The sequence below is a fragment of the Nonomuraea sp. NPDC050540 genome, assembly GCF_044457485.1.
GTDB lineage: Bacteria > Actinomycetota > Actinomycetes > Streptosporangiales > Streptosporangiaceae > Nonomuraea.
Genome location: NZ_JBITHA010000032.1, coordinates 54,230 through 73,038 on the forward strand (window position 1 = coordinate 54,230; position 18,809 = coordinate 73,038).

Annotated in this window: 13 protein-coding genes; 9 read left to right on the top strand and 4 right to left on the bottom strand. The window is 72.0% G+C overall.

The window, feature by feature from the left end; translation table 11 throughout:
- The first annotated feature begins 98 nt into the window (after positions 1-98).
- The gene (locus tag ACIBI5_RS52130; RefSeq protein ID WP_397258946.1) at positions 99-671 is read left to right on the top strand and encodes a TetR/AcrR family transcriptional regulator; all 573 of its coding nucleotides are present in this window, start codon (positions 99-101) and stop codon (positions 669-671) included.
- On the opposite strand, the gene ACIBI5_RS52135 is transcribed toward ACIBI5_RS52130, so the two are convergent.
- The 3 genes from ACIBI5_RS52135 to ACIBI5_RS52145 form a co-directional block, all read right to left on the bottom strand.
- Positions 641-2,509 (bottom strand): hypothetical protein, encoded by a 1,869-nt coding sequence (locus ACIBI5_RS52135; protein WP_397258948.1) that lies wholly within the window; start codon positions 2,507-2,509, stop codon positions 641-643. The two genes, ACIBI5_RS52130 and ACIBI5_RS52135, sit on opposite strands and share 31 nt — an antisense overlap.
- Positions 2,510-2,529: 20 nt before the next feature.
- Positions 2,530-4,113 carry a hypothetical protein gene (locus tag ACIBI5_RS52140; RefSeq protein ID WP_397258950.1) on the bottom strand — a complete coding sequence of 528 codons (1,584 nt, stop codon included), beginning with the start codon at positions 4,111-4,113 and terminating at the stop codon, positions 2,530-2,532.
- A 101-nt stretch (positions 4,114-4,214) separates the two neighbouring features.
- Complete coding sequence (locus tag ACIBI5_RS52145) at positions 4,215-5,225, bottom strand: LacI family DNA-binding transcriptional regulator (protein WP_397258952.1); 1,011 nt, start codon at positions 5,223-5,225, stop codon at positions 4,215-4,217.
- 158 nt (positions 5,226-5,383) lie between these two features.
- Here ACIBI5_RS52145 and ACIBI5_RS52150 point away from each other — a divergent pair, with 158 nt between their 5' ends.
- From ACIBI5_RS52150 to lanKC, 8 genes are all read left to right on the top strand, one after another.
- Positions 5,384-6,673, top strand: coding sequence for an ABC transporter substrate-binding protein (locus ACIBI5_RS52150; protein WP_397258954.1), 1,290 nt, complete (start codon positions 5,384-5,386; stop codon positions 6,671-6,673).
- Positions 6,667-7,521, top strand: coding sequence for a carbohydrate ABC transporter permease (locus ACIBI5_RS52155; protein ID WP_397258956.1), 855 nt, complete (start codon positions 6,667-6,669; stop codon positions 7,519-7,521). Before ACIBI5_RS52150 ends, ACIBI5_RS52155 begins: the two co-directional genes overlap by 7 nt.
- Positions 7,518-8,336, top strand: coding sequence for a carbohydrate ABC transporter permease (locus ACIBI5_RS52160; RefSeq protein ID WP_397258958.1), 819 nt, complete (start codon positions 7,518-7,520; stop codon positions 8,334-8,336). The genes ACIBI5_RS52155 and ACIBI5_RS52160 overlap by 4 nt, the downstream gene beginning before the upstream one ends.
- Positions 8,333-9,322, top strand: coding sequence for a serine hydrolase domain-containing protein (locus ACIBI5_RS52165; protein WP_397258960.1), 990 nt, complete (start codon positions 8,333-8,335; stop codon positions 9,320-9,322). The genes ACIBI5_RS52160 and ACIBI5_RS52165 overlap by 4 nt, the downstream gene beginning before the upstream one ends.
- Positions 9,319-11,913 carry a family 78 glycoside hydrolase catalytic domain gene (locus ACIBI5_RS52170; RefSeq protein ID WP_397258962.1) on the top strand — a complete coding sequence of 865 codons (2,595 nt, stop codon included), beginning with the start codon at positions 9,319-9,321 and terminating at the stop codon, positions 11,911-11,913. The genes ACIBI5_RS52165 and ACIBI5_RS52170 overlap by 4 nt, the downstream gene beginning before the upstream one ends.
- Before the next feature lie 172 nt (positions 11,914-12,085).
- Complete coding sequence (locus ACIBI5_RS52175; RefSeq protein ID WP_397258964.1) at positions 12,086-13,327, top strand: MFS transporter; 1,242 nt, start codon at positions 12,086-12,088, stop codon at positions 13,325-13,327.
- The gene (locus ACIBI5_RS52180; protein WP_397258966.1) at positions 13,324-14,487 is read left to right on the top strand and encodes a cytochrome P450; all 1,164 of its coding nucleotides are present in this window, start codon (positions 13,324-13,326) and stop codon (positions 14,485-14,487) included. The genes ACIBI5_RS52175 and ACIBI5_RS52180 overlap by 4 nt, the downstream gene beginning before the upstream one ends.
- Positions 14,484-16,997: a class III lanthionine synthetase LanKC gene (gene lanKC, locus ACIBI5_RS52185; protein WP_397258968.1), complete on the top strand. Its 2,514-nt coding sequence runs from the start codon at positions 14,484-14,486 to the stop codon at positions 16,995-16,997. The genes ACIBI5_RS52180 and lanKC overlap by 4 nt, the downstream gene beginning before the upstream one ends.
- Positions 16,998-17,114: 117 nt before the next feature.
- Here the strand turns inward: lanKC and ACIBI5_RS52190 are convergent, their stop codons facing one another.
- Positions 17,115-18,431 carry a hypothetical protein gene (locus tag ACIBI5_RS52190; RefSeq protein ID WP_397258970.1) on the bottom strand — a complete coding sequence of 439 codons (1,317 nt, stop codon included), beginning with the start codon at positions 18,429-18,431 and terminating at the stop codon, positions 17,115-17,117.
- Between the last annotated feature and the right edge of the window lie 378 nt (positions 18,432-18,809).

Sequence of the window (18,809 nt, forward strand, 5' to 3'; positions counted from 1 at the left end):
AGAAGGAAGTTCCGGCGGCCCGGCCACTCCCCAGGGGGCGGCACGGACTCTCCCCCGACACAGTGCGCACCTCCCAGCGGGAACGCCTCGTGGAGGCCATGCTGAAGCTCGTCGCGAGGCGTGGATACACCGCGACGAGCGTGCCGGACGTGATCGCCGCCGCGCGGGTCTCGCGCAACGCCTTCTACGCCCAGTTCGCCGACAAGGAGGCGTGCTTCCTCGCCGGATGCGAACGCGACCTGCCCGAGATGATCGACTCGATCTCCACGGCCGCGTCGGGTGCGGGCGAACGCTGGAACGAGGCGCTCCGGCTCGGGATGAACGCCTACCTGCGGTGGTGGCAGGAGCGCCCGGAGTACGCGCAGGCGTACTTCGTGGAGTTGCCGAGGGCGGGTGAGCGGGCCGTCGAGCAGCGTGAGGCCGCCTACCGGCCCTTCCTCGACATGCTCGCGGCGCTGGCCGCGCGGGCCAGGCTGGAGGATCCCTCGCTGCCGCCGCTGCGTGCCGCGGTGCCCCGCCTGATCGTCTACGGGACCACCGAGTTCATCGCCTCGGAGGTGCGCGCGGGCCGCGTCGCCACCCTGACGTCGTCGGCCGGCGACCTCTACCACTACACGGTCGCCCTGCTCGCCGGCCCCGATCACGGCATCGCGACCACCCCTTCCGCCTGAACCCGCCAGCCTTCCGGGAAGCACTTCGACGCCGCCATGTGGGCGACGGCGGCCAGCAGGCCGCCGTTGCCCGGCAGGTAGAGCGGCAGCAGATCGGGCCACTGGTGGTTGTGGCCGCTGGCCAGGTAGGTGTTCTTCGGGGCGTCCATCAGCAGCGCGTCCACGGCGGTGCCGGGCTCGCCGAGCCTGGCCGCGCACATGGCGAGCATCGGATAGTCCCAGCCCCAGGTGCTCTCCAGGTCCCAGTCGGCGAGCACGTCGTGCAGGGTGGCCCGCATGATCTCGGGGTCGATCAGCGGGGTCGGCGGCACGAACCCGAGCGCGCCGGTCATCGAGGGGTGATCGGTCCTGATCGTGTACGGCTCCACGCCGACGGCCGCGTAGACGCCGTCGCGCACCGTCGGCCGGGCCAGGCCGCGCAGGACCCGCGCCCACTCCGGGTCGGGATCGAGGCCGAGCAGGCCCCGCCACCGCTGGGCCGTCTCCAGCCCCCACCACCAATAGGCCAGCTCGAACGTGGGATCGCGCACCACCCGCCTGGACTCGTGGTAGGACTCCTGCGCCGGGACCAGCGGCGGCCCCAGATGCCCGCCGCCCGCGAAGGAGGCCATGAACGCGGCCGTCTCGAACACCAGGTCCCGGTAGTCCTCCAGCGCCTCCGGGCGCACCCGGCGGAGTAGCTCGGCGAAGTAGATCAGGTGCGGCTGCTGCCAGACGATGAAGGCGCCGATCTCGCTCGGGCTCTCCCTGCCCTCCGGCCCCACCTGCTTGGGCCAGCGGGCGCCGCGGAACCCCTGCCGCGCGGCCGTGGCCCTGGCCGCCGGCAGGATCTCGCGGTACCAGGGCAGGCTGCGCTCCAGCAGTTCCGGCCTGCCCCACAGGGCGAAATGGGCGGCGTGCCACCAGTGCATCTCCAGGTGGAACTTGCCGCTCCAGGAGTTGACGGCCAGGCCCGTCTCCTGCGGCGGGGTGGAGCCGGCGCAGTTGACCGCGGTGAGGTACTGCGAGAGCACGACCCGGCGTTCGAGCTCGGGCGCCCGCGGGTCGGCGCTGCCCTCGAAGCTCACCGCTCCCCCGCTGGTCCAGAACCTCTCCCAGTGTTCCTCGGCGGCCGCACTGACCTGGGAGAAGGACGGGAGAGCGCCGCTGACGGGACGCGGGGAGAACTCGACGACGAGTTCCTCGCTCTCGATCAGGTACACGTGAGGTCCGGGCGAGGTGAGCCGCGCCGGCCCCGCCCACCCGGCGGCCACGTGGTAGCGGTCATCGTCCAGGATCCGGACGAAGTCGCAGCGCGAGCCGTCCTGCTCGTGCGTGGTGGCGTGCCTGCCGGGTTTGTCCCAGTCGGCGGTGGTGTGCCAGCCGTCGCTGGCGTAGGGGAAGGCGATCCTGATCATCGCGCCGCCCGCGACGCGGATGGCCAGCAGGTCCCGCTCGGGGTGACAGACGGTCTCCACCTCGTACGGCACGCCGTCCAGCTCGAAGGAACTGGACAGCAGCCCGGTCCACAGGTCGAGGGTCTGCTTCGACCGGCCGAGCACGGCTGCGGGGCCGGCATCGAGGCCGATCCGGCCCAGATGCAGGCGGTGCGGATTCACGTGCAGCCAGCCGCCCGCCTCGGTGGCCGGATACAGATCCGGATAGCCGACGCCGTCGTAGTCGGTGAGCGCGTCCTCCAGCACGTGGCCCCTGGGGTTGGGCATCGTGTGCCAGCCCCACTGCGCCTGCGTGCCCAGCGGCGCGAAGGTCTGCAACCCGGTCGCGTCGGCGGTGAAGGCGAACTCCCCGTTTCCCACGGTGAGCGGACACCCGGCGTCGGCGATGGTGTGCCGGCGCACGAGCGTCCTCCTGTCTATGCTCACGCACACCCCGGCGTACCGGAGGCGCGCTGCTGGCGCATGGCGGTCACGTCGCCCGCGACGGCCGACTGGGCCATCGGGCCGAGGTCGAGCACGACGTCGGTGAAGGCGAGCGACGCCTTGCGCATCGCCGGCAGGTCGATCGCCTCGGCGCCGAACTGCGGCGAGAACAGCGTCTTGGGCGCGGCGATGGGCGAGATGACGGGCAGCAGGTGCTGGTTGTACGGCGTGCCCTCGCCACCGAAGCCGCAGTGGTGCGGCACCGTGCCGAGGTCGGCCGCCGACAGGCCCTTGAGGACCGCGGTGCGCTTCACGTCCCAGTACTGGACGTGGCCCTTGACCAGTTCGCGCAGCGGCGTGCTCTCGCTGACCGGGACCATCAGCAGTTCGGTGAGGGTGGGGCTGGCGACGAGCTGCTTGCCCGGCAGGCCGTTCGGCCTGGCGACCGCGTCGTAGCGCTTGGCGCCGAGGTGCTCGAGCACGACGACGGAGGAGACCCCGCCCTGGTCGTACTCGGCGTCGAGCTGGGCGGCGAGCTGGCCCGCGCCGCCTTCGCGCACGTTGGGACCGGTCAGGTGCTGGTAGAGGTGGCCGGTCACGAACGCGAACTGCACGGTACGCGGACGGCACTCCACCGGGAGCGTCGACAGGTAGCGGGCCATCTCGATCATGGTGAGCGGGCCGTTGTCCCACACCGGGCTCATGCCGTCGGTGTGGCTCTCCACGACGATCTTCTGGGCGCTCCCGCCGGGCAGCGTCGCGAGCAGGGTGCGGGTGGTCGTCGGCGTCCAGGCGGCGTTCACGGTCAGCTGGGCCTGGACCGGCTGACCGGCGGCCAGCGCGTCCTTGATCTGCTTGCCCTGGTCGGCGCCGACGTACGCGCCCGGCACGCCGTACGGCAGGCCCTCGTAGGGCGCGTACATGCCCTGGATCTGGGCGTGCGGGAGCTGGCTGACCTCGATCACGCCCACCGCGCCCGCGGCGGCGGCCGCCTTGAGGTCGGCGTCGGCCGCGGCCGGGGCCTCCATCGACTCCGAGCCGAGCAGGTTGATCGTCATGCCCGGGTCGTACATGGAGTAGCCGAGGCCGAGCGGATAGAAGAGCAGGTTGGGCACGTTGGTCCAGGGCAGGTCTCTGACGACGATCTTCCCGGCGGCGTTGGCGGCGGTGATGTTCGTGCCGGCGGCCAGGTGGACGAGCGGCGCGGTGACGCCGCCCGCTCCGGTGGAGGAGGAGAACGGCACGGGGGCCGCGACCTGCACGGCCGTGCCGCCGACGGTCAGGCCGGTGCCGAGGCTGTCCCAGCGGTCGATGTCGTAGGGCAGGGAGGAGAACTGGAGGCCGGGGATGGCCGCCATCTCGTCCTCCAGCCAGTCGACGTAGCCGGCGTGCGCGGTGGAGCCGGTCGGCCTGGGGCCGAACGCCTCCTGCTGCTCGGCCAGGGTGTTCAGGCGGGCCTCGGAGGCGAACGCGGCGGGGTCGACCCTGACCGGGCAGGCCAGGGCGGCGGACGTCTGAGCGTAGGCCGGTTGCGCGGGCGCGACCAGCGGGAGGAGAAGGGCGAGGAGAGCGAGTCGTCTCACGTGGGGGGTCCTTCCATTGAATCGTTTTAACGCACGGCATGTGACGGCCGGAACGTTTTTCTGCGTGGGCCGCGGCAGTCCCCCGGCATGCGGCCCGGTTCTCAGGGGCGAGGCGGTCCGGTGGTTCCGCGGACGATCAGCGTGGGCGACACGGACGAGGTCACCGAACGTGTGCGCCCCTCGATGCGTTCGACGAGCAGGCGCGCGGCGGTCGCCCCGATCACGTGCCCGTCCTGGTCGACGCTGGTGAGCGAGATGCGCTTCAGCGAGGCGATGCCGATGTTGTCGTATCCGGCGACGGAGAGGTCCTCCGGCACCGACAGGCCCGCCTCGTCGGCGGCGCGCAGCACGCCGAGCGCCGCGATGTCGGCCCCGGCGAAGATCGCCGTGGGCCGGTCGGCGCGGGCGAGCAGCTCCCGCGCGCCCTCGAAGCCGCCCACCTCGGTGAAGGAGGTGGCCAGCACGTCGTCGGCGAGCCCGTGGGCGCGCATCGCCTGGCGGTAGCCTTCGGCGCGCACCGTGTGCGGCAGCCCCTGGGCGCGGGCCCGCTCCAGGTGGGTGATGTGCGAGATCCGGGTGTGCCCGAGCCCGACCAGGTGGTCGACCACGAGCCTGGCCCCCATCACGTCGTCGTCGACGACCGCGTCGTAGGCCGCGGCGCCGCCGTGCCTGCCCACCACGACGACCGGGGTGGCCGTCGCGATGGCGGCGAGTTCGGCGTCCGTCATGACCGGCGAGATCAGGATGAGCCCGTCCATGCTCCGGTCGATCATGGCGTCGGTCATCCTGGCCTGCGTCTTGGGCTCGATCCCGCCGGGTCCGAGCAGCACCTGGTACTCGGTGTCGCCCAGCCGGCCGGTGACGCCCTCGATGATGTCGGGGAAGAACGGGTTGCGGGTGTCGGAGAGCATGACGCCGAGGGTGTAGGTGCGACCGCGCAGGGCGCGGGCCGCGGCGTGCGGACGGTAGCCCAGCTCGTCGATGGCCTGCGTTACCTTGGTCTGCATCTCCGCGCTCACGCCGTAGGCCCCGCGCACCACCTTGGACACGGCGGCCGTGGAAACCCCGGCCCGCCTGGCCACATCGGCGATCGTCACCCGTCCGCTCGTCACACGCCGTCCTTCGTCGAGTCTTCGTAGAACGATTTCTAAAAATGGAGGCTAGCTCTCCACCGCTACTCAGGTCTACCTCTTGACGGGCTATTCTCTCATGCCCTACCAATGGAGAACGTTCTACACGAAGACTACCCAACATGAACAGGAGGGCGGGCGTGAGAGCACCATCCCGTCTGCTCGGCGCGGCACTCGGCGCCGTCCTCGCCCTGTCACTCTCCGGCTGCGGATCCTCCGCCCCGGAGGGGACCGGTCAGGTGAAGCTGACCCTCTGGCACAACAGCGCGGACCCGGCGCCGCTGCTGGAGATGTACAAGAAGTTCGAGAAGCAGTCCGGCCACAAGATCGAGCTCGTGTCGATCCCGTCCGACGGCTTCGAGGACACCACCCAGACCAAGTGGGCCACCGGCGAACGCCCGGACATCCTGGAGTACCACGCCACGGTGAGCGGCCTGCTCGCCCTCAACCCGGCCCAGAACCTGCGCGAGCTGACCGGCGAGTCGTACATCGCCAGGTCCGGCGACCTCTACCAGGCCGCCGGATCCGTCAACGGCAAGGTCTACGCCGCCATCACCGGCTTCCCCCAGGTCTTCGGCCTCTACTACAACAAGACGGTCTTCACCAAGGCCGGGCTGACCCCGCCCACGAACTTCGCCGAGCTCGCCGCCGCCTGCCCCAAGCTCAAGGCCGCCGGGGTCACACCGGTCTTCGAGTCGGGCGGGTCGATCTGGCCGGTGCAGATCCTGCCCATCCTCTACCTGGCGGGCGCCAACCAGTCCAACGCGTACGGCAAGGCCATCGCCGGCCACAGCAGCACGCTGGCCGACGCGGGCTCCCCCTTCGTCTCCGGCCTGACCGCCTACGCCAAGCTGAAGAGCGACGGCTGCTTCAACAAGGACATCGTCACCGCCAAGTTCGAGGACTCCATGAAAGCCCTCGTGACCGGCAAGGCCGCCATGGTCGCCCAGCACTCCGACATGCTCCCGGCCCTCCTCGCGGCCGCGGGCGGCGACCAGAAGACCGTCGACGAGTCCGTCGGCTTCGTCGGCCTGTCGAGCGACAAGCCGCTCGTCACCTACGCGCCCGGCCCGATCGGAACGTTCTACCTGCCGAAGACCGGTGACGCGGCACGGGAGAAGGCCTCGCTCGACTTCGTGCGCTTCATGACCGGCCCGGCCTACGCCGAGTACATCACCGCGTCCAAGACCTTCCCCGTCTTCAAGGACGTGCCCGACCCGCAGGGCGTCTCGTCCGTGCTGCGGGACGTCAAGAAGGCCTACGACACCGGCGCGGTCATCGCCTTCAACTCCGACATCCCCGGCATGGGCGGGCTGGCCCAGCTCATGTCCGAGCTGATCGCCGGGCAGAAGGATCCGCAGAAGGCGGCGGCCCAGCTCCAGGGCCAGGTCGAGCAGGCGGCCAAGGCGGCAGGGCTGCCCGGATGGTGATGCGGAACCGGGCGGCCTGGCTGCCGTGGGCACTGCCCGCGATCGTGCTGGTCACGGTCTTCTTCGTCGCCCCGTTCCTGCTCAACGTCCGGTTCGCGTTCTCCTCCTGGACGAGCTTCCGCGCCGAGATCACCTGGAACGGGCTGGACAACGTCCGCACGCTGATCGACCAGGACCTGCTGGCCAACGCGGTCACCGTGACCGTGCTGTACGCGATCCTGTGCATGGCGATCCAGAACACGGTCAGCCTCTCGCTGGCCCTGGCCCTGCAGCGGACCAGCCGGATCAACACCGTCTTCCGCTCGGCGTTCTTCCTGCCGACGCTCATCTCGCCGCTGGCCGCCGGATACATCTGGCGCGGGCTGCTCGCCCCCGACGGGGCAGTCAACTCCTTCCTCGGCCTGGAGTGGGCGTGGCTGGGCGAACCGGCCACCGCGCTGGTGGTGGTCGCGTTCATCGACGCGTGGAAGTGGAGCGGGCTGATCACCCTCGTCTACATCGCGGGACTCAACTCCATCCCGAAGTCGCTGCTGGAGTCGGCGACCGTCGACGGGGCCGGGCCGTGGACCCGGTTCCGGCGGGTGGTGTTCCCGATGCTCGCCCCGGCGCTGACCTTCAACGTGGCGGTCACGCTGGTGGGCGCGCTCAGCGCGTACGACGTGATCGCCGCCACCACCGGCGGCGGGCCCGGCGACCACACGCGGGCGCTGAACGTGGTGATGCGCCAGCAGTGGGGGCAGGGCTTCTTCGGCTCGGCCAGCGCGCTGGGGTTCACGGTGACGTTGCTGGTGATCGCCACCGCCGTTCCCCTGGTGTGGTGGCTGCGGCGCAGGGAGGTGACGGGATGAAGGCTTTCGTGAAGTACGCGGCGCTGACGCTCTTCGCCATCCCGTGGGTGATCGTGCCCATCTGGCTCGTGGTCGTCAACTCGTTCAAACCCGCGGGCGAGGCCGCCGAGCTGGGCCTCGGCCTGCCCAGGACGTGGGCGATCGCCGAGAACTACGGCGTCGTGCTCGACCGGGGCGGCTACCTGATGGGACTGCTCAACAGCCTCAAGGTGACCGTGCCGATCGTGGTGGCCGTGGTGCTCCTGGGCGCGGCGGCGGCGTGGGCGTTCGGGCGCAGCCGGTCGCGGTGGCTGCAGGCGGCGTACTTCGTGATGGGATTGTCGATCCTTCTGCCGCCGTCGATCATCCCGACCGTCTACCTGCTGCGCGCGCTGTCGCTGGACGGCGGTTCGCTCGGCTACGTGCTGACGATGACCGGCTGCCGCCTGGGCATCGTGATCTTCCTGGCGACCGGGTTCGTGCGGGCGTTCCCCCGCGACCTGGAGGACGCCGCCGCCATCGACGGCGCCTCGCGGCCGCAGGTCTTCGTCCGCGTCCTGCTGCCTTTGCTGCGCCCCGTGCTGTTCGTCGGCGGCGTGATCCTGATCATCAACGTCTGGAACGACTTCTTCTTCGCCCTCTTCCTGCTCCAGGGCAGCGCGAACGCCACGCTGCCGCTGAGCCTGTTCCAGTTCGCCTCCGGCACCTTGCAGAGCCTGAACTGGAACCTCGTCTTCGCCCACGTCCTGCTCACCACGCTGCCTCTCGTGGCGGTGTACGTCGTCGCGCAGAAGCGCGTCCTGGCCGGTCTTACGGAAGGTGCACTCAAGGGATGACCACTCACGACTTCGCGCTCGACTGGGTCAGGCGCGAGATCAAGGCGGGGCGGCTGCCGTGCGCGGTGTTCGGCGCCGCCACCTCCGGCGGGATCCAGGTGCTGGAGGCGTTCGGGGAGCACGACGGGCGCCCGACCAGGACCGACGACCACTTCGCGTTGTTCTCGGTGACCAAGCCGCTGATGGGGCTGGTCGCCCTGCGCCAGGTCGAGCGCGGGCTGCTGTCGCTGCGCCGCCCGCTGCGCGACGTGCTGCCGCGCTTCGCCCGGCCCGACGTGACGCTCTGGCACCTGCTCACCCACACCAGCGGCATCGCCGAGCAGACGCTCACGCCCGACAGCCTGGTGGAGCACCTCCTCACCGCGCCGTCGATGTTCGAGGCGGGCACGCTCAGCCAGTACTCCAACCTGGCCTTCGCCGGGATCGCGGAGATGGTCCGTGACGTCACGGGCCGCGACGTGGCCGACGTGATCGACTCCGACCTGAACACGCTGGTTCCGGGCGGCGGGCGGATCACGTTCGATCCCGCTTGCGATCCGGCCGAGGTCCACGGCCTCGAGTTGCTCGGGCCCGGCTTCGACTTCGACGCGTTCGTACGGCTCCGCCACCCCGCGGGAGCCTTGTTCTCCCGCGCCGAGGACCTCCTGGCGCTGGGCGGGGCGCTGCTGCGCGGCGACCGCGAGCTGATCCACCCGACCACGCTGGCCGCCATGACGACCCCGCAGACGACGGGCCTGGTCAAGCTGCAGCCCGACCCGGTCAACGCAGGCCAGGACTGGGGCCTCACCTGGAACCTGCGCAACGCGGCCCCCGGCCTGCTGGAGCGGCGGCTGTACGGGCACGGCGGCGCCTCCGGCTGCCAGTGGTGGATATACCCGGAGCAGGACGCCTGCTTCGTGCTGCTGATCAACGTGATGGCGCCGAGCCTGTCCGGCGTCGACGTCGACGGCCTGCACAACGCCTTCACCACCGGGCTCGATGCGTGAACCGGGATTCGGGGGTCCAGGTCTCGGGCGCGCAGACGCCCTACATCCGTCCGGCTCCGCCCGGAGCGCGGGCGGGCCTGACGTGTGGTCTGGCGGATCCGGTGGGCGTGGACGAGCCCAGGCTGTCATGGGACGCCCGGCTGCCCGCGGCGGCCGCCGTCACCGTGTCCGCGGACGGGCGTGAGGTGTGGCGGTCGTCCGTGCCCGCCGGGTCGAACGTCGTGGACGTGCCGGGTGAGCGGCTGGATCCGCTCATGCCGTACACGTGGAGTGTGGAAGGACACGCGACCGGCGCGTTCACCACGGGCCTGCGGGGAGAGTGGACCGCTCCGTGGCTGGCCGGAGACCCGCGGGCGGCGGTGAGCCTGCGCGGGTCCTTCACCTGGCGGTCCGGGCGCGCGTGGCTGGCCGCCACCGCGCTGGGCCTCTACCGGGCGCTGCTCAACGGGGTACGGCTGGGCGAGGAGGAACTGGCCCCCGGCTGGACCGACTACGGGCACCGGACGCGCTATCGGCTGCTGGAGCTCACGGATCTGCTCGTACCCGGTGAGAACGAGCTGGAGCTGTGGCTCGCGCCCGGCTGGTACGCGGGTCACGTGGCCGGCGGCGGCCCGCGCCGCTACGGCGACCGGCCCGCCGCCAGCGCCCAGGTGCTGGTGCGGGACTCCGGCGGGGTCCGCCGCGTGGCCGCCACGGACGCCACCTGGACCGTGCGTGATCTCGGCCGTCCACGTGCCGACCTGGTGATGGGCGAGACCGTCCAGGCCCCTTCCGCGCAGGCGGGACCCGCCGTGGAGATCCCCGCCCCGGAGATCGTGGTGGAGGCCGACCCCGCTCCCCCGGTGCGGGTGACGGGCACGGTGCCCGCCGTGTCCGTGACCGAGCCCGTGCCGGGCGTCCAGGTGGCCGACTTCGGGCGCAACGTCGTCGGGCGGGTACGGCTGCGCGTCGACGCGCCCGGCCCGGTACGGATCGTGGTGCGGCACGGGGAGGAGCTGACCGCGACCGGGCGGCTCTACACCGACAACCTGCGCACCGCGGACCAGCGTGACGAGTTCGTCCTCGGCTCCGGCTCGCACGTCGCGGAGCCCGCGTTCACCCTGCACGGGTTCCGCTACGCGGAGGTCACCGGCTGGCCGGGCACGCTGACGCCGGACGACCTGGAGGCGGTGCTGCTGTCCTCGGCTCTGGCCGTCACCGGCTCGCTGACCGTGAGCGACCCCGCCGTACGGCAGTTGGTCGCCAACATCGGCGCGTCGGCGGACGGCAACCTGGTGAGCGTGCCGACCGACTGCCCGCAGCGCGACGAGCGGGCCGGCTGGACGGCCGACATCTCGGTGTTCGGCTCGACGCTCAGCTTCCTGCGGCACACGCAGGCGTTCCTGTCCGGCTGGGTGACGACGCTGATCGACGGGCAGCGGGCCGACGGCGCGGTCCCGCATGTCGCGCCGGTCCTGCCCGAGTACGGCTACGACTCTCCCGTATGGTCCGACGCCCTGGTCGAGGTGCCGTGGCTGCTGTGGCGGCGCTACGGCGACGACCGTACGCTGCGCCGCGCGTACGACCCGATGCGGCGCTGGGCCGACTACTGCCTGGCCCAGGCCGAGGGGGGCATCAGGCCGGGCCGGGCCCTGGGCGACTGGCTGGCCCCCGGCACGGTCGAGACGCCCAAGAGCCTCATCGCCACCGCCGCACTCGCCCGCAGTCTCCGCCTGGTCGCGCACGTGGCCGACGTGCTCGGCGAACCGCACGCGCCGGAGTACGGCGAGGCCTTCACCCGCGTGTCGGGCGCCTTCCAGCAGGCTTTCCTCAACGGACCGAGGCTGCACACCGAGACGCAGACCGGCTACGCCGTCGCCCTCGCCTGGGACCTGGTCCCGCCCGAGGACCGGGCCGCGTCGGCGCAGGCGCTGGGCGAACTGGTCCGCGCCGACGGGCACCGGCTCATGACGGGCTTCGTCGGCACTCCGCTGCTGCTGCCCGTGCTGTCGGAGACCGGCCACCACGACCTGGCGTGCCGGATCTTCAACCAGGAGGGCTACCCGTCCTGGCGCTACCAGCTCCGCGCCGGGGCGACGTCCATGTGGGAGCGCTGGGACGCCTGGCACCACCGGCACGGCCTGCAGACGCCGGCCATGAACTCCTTCAACCACTACGCCTACGGCTGCGTGGGCGACTGGCTGTTCCGGCACGTGGCGGGCCTGGGCGACGACCCGCGCGGGACGGGTGGCGGCTTCGGCGAACTGCTGCTGCGTCCCGGCCCCGTCCCGCTGCTGCGCCAGGCGCACGCCCGCTACGCGAGCGCGTCGGGGACCGTCGAGTCGGGCTGGCGGGCCGGGCCCGACGGGGTCCAGTTCACCTTCGATGTGCCGGAGGGCGTGAGCGCCCGCGCGGTGCTGCCCGTGCGGGGCGCCTGGGACGGGATGACCGTCAACGGCACCTTCCTCATGGGCCTCAGCGAGCAGTTGCCGACCACCAGGCTGGCCGACGGGGGCTGCGCCCTGAACCTGCCGCCGGGCCGCTGGTCGTTCACGGCCCCCGCGGCGGCCACGGCCCACCTGCTCCAGGAATGGGACGACCTGGGCCGGTGAGGGGTGGCGCGTCCGCCTGAAGTTCGGCGACCACCAACCAGAGTTGTGGCCTCCGCCGCGACGTGCCCGAAGCTTTCGGTGTAGCTGGTCGCGCGGGCTCCGTCCCGCGTTCCGTTCATCCTGTTCCATCGCATGGCTCGGCCAGAAGTGCGTCACCTGTCACGGAGAGGGTGTGGATCAGGTGCACCGTACGGGCGCGTTGTGGAACCACGATTTCCGGGCACTGTGGCTCGCCCAGGCCGTGTCCGGTCTGGGGAGCACAGCGTCCGGTTTCGCGCTGCCGCTGCTGGTCATCACGGATGGGCGCTCGGCCACCGCGGCCGGTGTGCTGATGGCGGTCATCGTGGTGGCCACCATGGCGGCCCGGTTGCCCGCGGGGTTCGTCGCGGACCGCTACGACCGCCGCGTCCTGATGGTCGGCTCCGACGTGGCGCGCGCGGCGATCATGGGCGCCTTCGCGCTCGTCGTGGTCGCGGGCGACGGCGACCTGGTCCTGTTCGCCGTGATGATGGCGGTGATCAGCGCGTTGTCCAGCCTGTTCACCGGTGCGGCGGCGGCCGCGCTGCGCCGGGCCGTACCCGATGAGGATCTTCCGACCGCGGGCGCCTTCATGCAGGGCAGGCTGGCGGTCGTCACCCTGGCGGGGCCGCCGCTCGGCGGGCTGCTCTTCGCGCTGTGGCCGGCCGCGCCGTTCCTGCTGGACGCCGTGGCGTGCCTGGCGTCGGCGGTGTTCGTGTCCCGGCTGCGCACTCCGCAGCGCATAGCTCCGCGACGGCGGCCCCGCCTGCGTCCGGGCGAGGTCGTGGCCGGACTGGTCTTCCTGGTGCGCGAGCCCTTCCTGCGTCCGGCGGTGATCATCGCGGCCACCCTGAACCTCGCGTTCAGCGGCGTGTACGTGGCGGTGGTCACGGCCACCGCCGCGGCGGGCGTCTCCTCGGTGATGATCGGGATCGTGGTCGCGGTGCCGGGTCTGGGGGCGCTGGCGGGAGCGGTAGTGGCCGCCCACGTGCAGAAGCGGATGCCGCCCGGCCGCGTTCTGCTCGGGGTGAGCTGGCTGTCGGGCATATTGATCGCGTTGCTGGCGACCACGCTGAATCCCGTGCTGATCGCGGTCCTGCTCGCTTTGAGCAGCGCGCTGGCGCCGGTCGCGGTGGTCGTCGCCGGTTCGGCGCAGGCCCTGCGCACCCCTGACCATCTGCAGGGACGGGCCCAGAACGCGTGGGCGCTGGTGGCCGGCTCGGTGGCCCCGCTGGGGCTGTTCGCCGCGGGCGCGCTGGCGGACGCGGGTGGCCACGCCCTGCCGTTCCTGGTCCTCGGGGGGACGGTCGCCGCGCTGGCGCTGGTGCTCACCGGCTCGCGCGCCCTGCGCGGCGCCGGCCCGCTCGTGACGATGAAGCCCGAGGTGAGCCGATGAGTTCCGTGCTCGACGCCGACCTGCTGTCGCCCCGGGTCCTGGCCGACCCGTACGCGTTCTATGCCGGGCTGCGTGAACGGGAGCCGGTCCATTGGAGCGAGCGCATGGGCTGCTGGCTGATCAGCCGCCACGCCGACTGCGTGGCGATCCTGCGGGAGCCGGAACGCTTCACCGCCGATCCGGCCGCGGCGGGCTACGCGATGGACGAGGCGCTGGCGAGCGTGCAGAACCTCGATCCGCCCCGGCATGGCCCGCTCAGGAACCTGCTGATGACGGCGTACCGGACGCAGAACCACGAGGCGCTCGCCCGCGAGCTGACGCGACGGGCGGACCACCTGGCCGGCCGCCTCATGACATCGACACGGCCGGACCTGATCGGCGACTTCCTCGCGCCGCTGGCGATGAGCGCGGTCGGCGAACTGCTGGGGGTGCCCGAAGGCGACCTGGCCGAGCTCGGCGCCATCGCGGAGGCCGTCGCGTACAGCATGGACACCCACCTCGACGCCGAGCGCGCGCGGGCGGCGGCGCGGGCGCGCGGCGAGCTGAGCGACCTGGTGGGCAGGCTGCTCGACGGCGCCCGCCCGGACGCGCCCGGACTGCTGGGCGCCCTCAGCCGCGATCCCGCCCCCGCCGGGGTGATGCCTTCGTGGGTACGGCACAGCGTCCGGATATTTCTGTCAGCCGGATACACCTCCAGCTACGCCACCGCCGCGAACGCCTTCGTCGCCCTGCAGGAGGCCGGCGTCCATCCGGCACGGGCACTCGACGGGACGGCGTTGAACGAGCTGCTGCGCTACGCCGGACCCGTACACGGGCTGGCGCGGATCTGCGCCTGCGACGGCGAGGTCGGCGGGCGCGTCGTACGCCGCGGTGAGATCGTCCTGCTCCTGCTGGCCGCCGCCAACCGCGACCCCGCCCGCTTCGAGCGCCCGGAAGAGCTGATGCTGGATCGCGCGCAGAACCCGCACCTGGCACTCGGCTGGGGCCCGCACGCCTGCCTGGGTTCGCTCACCGCCAAGGCCACGCTCTCGGCGGCGCTGGACACCGCGGCCCGCCGGTTGCCGTCGCTGCGGCTGGAGACGCCGGTGCGCTACCGGCCGCAGGCGACCGTGCGCTGCCCGGAACGGCTTGTCGTCACCCCGACGGGAGCGGTGTCATGATCGAGCAGTTCACCCGGTACGCGCTGTTCTCCCAGGCCGATGAGACCTTCTACGAGGCACCCGAGCATCTGGACGACGACGACGACCGGTTCGCTCAGGCCGACCGTCCGCCACCCGGCTGGCAGTTGTCGCACAGCGGACTGTGGGTGGAGTTGTTCCCGGGCGGCGAGCCGCTGCCCGACCAGGGGTGGAAGGTCCACGTCTCGGCCACGCTCGCCGACGCGCACACGACGGTGGAAGAGGTCTTCGACTACTGCGTGCGCCGCCGGCTGGCGTTCAAGTTCCTGCGCGGCCGCCGTGCGCTGCACCTGACCAACGCCAAGTACGCGCCCCGTTCGTCCAGCGGCAAACTGATCACCGTCTACCCGCCGGCGGCCGAGCTCCGGCGAACCCTGGAAGAGCTGTCGGCTCTGCTGCGCGACCGGCGCGGCCCGTACATCCTGACCGACCTGCGCTGGGACGAGGCGCCGGTGTTCGTCCGGTACGGGGGGTTCCGGCAGCGCCACTGCGTCGGCGCCGACGGCCGGACCGTCCCGGCTGTCGAGGATCCCGGCGGCCGGCTGGTGCCCGACTCCCGTGAGCCGTGCTTCCGCCCGCCGTCCTGGGCTCCGGTGCCCGGGTTCCTCACCAGCCGCATGGCGGAGCGGGACGCCGGACGCCAGGACGACTTCCCCTACCAGGTCGACCAGGCATTGCATCACTCCAACGGCGGAGGCGTCTACGTCGGCCGGGATCGCCGCACCGGCACGCGGGTGCTGCTGAAGGAGGCGCGCCCGCTCGCGGGCCTGGACGGCGGCGGCGCGGACGCCGTCACCCGGCTCCAGCGTGAGCACGACACCCTGCGCCGTCTCGCGCCACTGGGGTTCGTCCCCGCCGTGTACGACTACCGCACGTGGTGGGAGCACCACTTCCTGATCATGGAGTACATCCCCGGCAAGTCCCTGTACACCACCTTCAACCTCCGCTTTCCCGGCATCAAGCCCAGGGGCCACGCGCCCGGCGGGGCCCGTTCATACACGGTCTGGGCGCTGGAGCAGGCCCGGCGGGTGGAGGACATGCTGCGAGAAGTGCACGAGGCCGGGATCGTCTACGGCGACCTGCACCCGCACAACATCATCGTCCGGGCCGGCTCCGGCCTGGCGTTCGTCGACTTCGAAGCGGCCTTCCCCGTGGGCGAGACCCAGGCGGCGGTGATGGGCGCGCCGGGCTTCGCGGCCCCGCCGTACCTGCGCGGGCCCGACATCGACCGGCACGCGTTCGGGCGGCTGCTGCTGTGGTTGTTCGCGCCGCTGACCATGCTGCTCGACCGCGACCCCGGCAAGCTGGAACAGCTCCTGGACGTCGCCACGAGCACGTTCCCCCTGCCTGAGGGCTTCGCGGAGCGCGTCCGCGATCATCTGCCGGCGTCGGACGGCCGTAGCGTGGCAGCGTCCCCGCCGGTCGCGGACCCGCCCGGCTGGGACGCCGTCCAGGCGTCCGTCGCCCGGGGCATCCTCGCCAGTGCCACACCCGGCCGCGACGACCGGCTCTATCCCGGCGACCCCGAGCAGTTCCACGACGGCGGCATCGGGCTGGCGCACGGCGCGGCCGGTGTGGTGCACGCCTTGCACGCATGCGGCGTCGCCGTACCGGATGATCATCTTGACTGGCTGGCCCGGCGCGCGCTGCGCCTCGAACACCCTCGCCCCGGTCTCTACGACGGCCTGCACGGCGCCGCCTGGACCCTGCACCGGCTGGGCCGTCACCACGACGCGCGACGCGTGCTCGACCGCGCCCTCCGGCTGCCCATGACGACGCGTCATCTGTACGGCGGGCTCGCCGGAGCCATCCTGTCCCTGGTGTACTTCGCCGAGGAGGGCGGCGAACGCGAACTGCTCGGCCACGCGCTCGCCGCGGCCGAACAGCTGGCCGGCACCTCCGCGCGGCCCGCTGTCCCCGGTCTCATGCACGGCGGCGCCGGTGAGGCCATGACGTTCGCGCGCCTGTACGAGGTGACCGGCGACGCCGCCTGGCTCGACCCGGCGGCCGCGGCCATCCGCCGTGACCTGTCGTCCTGCGAGCGCGACGGCGCCGGAGCCCTCCAGGTGAACCACGACGGCCGGCTCCTGCCCTACCTGGCCGGCGGCAGCGCGGGCCTCGCCGTCGCCGTGAACCGGTTGCTGCGTCACCGCGCCGACGAGGAACTGGCTCAGGCCGGGCACGACCTGCGCCGCGCCTGCGACGTGCCGATGACCACGCACGCGGGCCTGTTCACCGGCCGGGCCGGCATCATCCACGCTCAGCGCGCCACCGGGGACGGCGAGGCCGATCCCGCCGGTCTCCTCTGGCACGCGTCCGCCTGGGAGGGCCATCTCGCCTTTCCCGGAGACCAGCTTTTGCGACTGTCCATGGACCTGGCCACGGGGTCGGCCGGCGTGCTGCTCGTCCTGCCCGCCGCCACGCCCCGCGAGGTCCTCCCCCTGCTCGGGCCGGTCACCACAGCGACCGGTCCGCTCCCTGCCCACGCGTGAAGGAGGTGAACAACATGGCTCAGGTCCTCGAACTGCAGACCCTGACGACGGAAGCCACCTCGGTCGAGGTGGTGTTCAGTTCGTTGAGCATCCTCGCGTACTGCCACTAGAACGCGCTCACGGGCGGGCAACGTCCCGGGGTTGTCCGCCCCGCACCACCGCGAGCCCGGCCGCCACGCAGACCAGCGGGATGGCCGGGACGACGTAGCGCACGTCGAAGCCGGCGGTGAAGAGCGGGGCCAGAATGAGCGCGGTGGCCGCGAGCGCGGGCAGCAGAGCGTCGTGGCGGCGCCGTATCAGCGCCGTGGCCAGGGCGCCGGCGAGCAGCACGAGCAGCAGCGGGATCGGCAGGTAGCCGAAACGCTGGTAGGCGCGGAGCAGGCCGGCGTACGGCTCGGCGATGCGCGGCCGGAGCGGTTCGCCCTCGTAGGCGGCGGCCGCGCCGTCCTTGAGCGGCCGCGGCTCGAAGGGGAACCAGTACGGGTTGGTCTTCCTGACGGCGACGCTTCTGTCGGTGGTGCGTTCCCAGCGCAGCAGCCAGCGCATGTCCCTGCCGACCGCGGCGAGGTAGTCGCCGGGCTGGGCGGCGAGGGCCGTACGGGCGAACTGGCCGGCCAGGGCGTTCCTGTCCTCGCCCGGCACCTTGTACAGGGGCGACGCCGGCTGCCACAGCCAGAACGGCGCCGCCGGTCGCTCGCCGACGGGCTGGTCGGGGCACAGGACCGCCAGCCGGGGCTCGGGCTTGATCACCGAGCAGTCGGCGAAGCTCATCGTGCGCGACCACAGGAAGATGCCCTCGGACTTGGTGAGCCCGAAGGTGCCGCTCGTGGCCGCCATCCAGCAGGCGTAGGCGAGGAGCGGCGCGCCGGCCGCGAGCAGGTGGGGGATGAGGGCCTGCCGGCCGCGCCACAGCAGGTAGGCGGCGGCGAGGAGCAGGACGACCGCGCCGATCGTCCTGGTGAGCGTGGCCAGCGCGAGCAGCAGCCCGGCGCAGGCCCCCGACACGGGCGTGATCCGGCGCAGCAGGAGCACGATCCCGCCCGTGGCCAGCACGGTGAACAGGGCGTCCGCCATGATCATGTGCTCCAGCAGGATCAGGAACTCGTCGTACAGCACGGGCGTGACCGCGAGCGTCGCGCCCCAGCCGGGCAGGCCGTGCCGGCGCAGCAGCGCGTACGCCGCCACCGCCAGGCCCAGGCCGAGCAGGTGCTGGACGGTCGTCACCAGCGCCAGGCTCTGCCCCGGGCCGAGCACGGCCAGGAATAAGGAGTATCCGAGCGGCCGGAACGTTCCAGGGACGGGTTCGGCCGCGGACCTGAGATAGGTGAAGGAGTCTGCCCAGAAGAACAGGGCGGGCGGGTAGCCGTGGATCGCCAGTCCCCGTAGGGCGATGGCGGGCACCAGCACCGCCAGAAACGGGATATGTCTGGACATGGGCAGCAGCAAGCTCGGCACGAGGCTCCTCGGGGGTGCCGGAGTAAGCCTTCCGGCGGACTCCAGGGCGGCATGGCGGCTGCCGACGGGGCGAGCGTTCACGGGCGGCCGCGATCGGCCCTCTTCCGGTACGGCTCGCCGACGTCTTCAGCCGGGTGCGACTTGCGTAACTCCAGGTCAGTTCTACCTCAGACAAACCTGGAGTCACAACCCTCAAGGGAACATAGTTTCGAAAAGGCTGCCTGATATCGGCCTTAAGGTCGATACAGAATTGGCCGCGGGCTCAGGACCAGCTGGGCGCGAGGAAGATCAGCCAGGTGAGCAGGGGTGCGATGACGATCATGCTGAATCCCCAGCGCATGAGGCCGCGGAAGACGT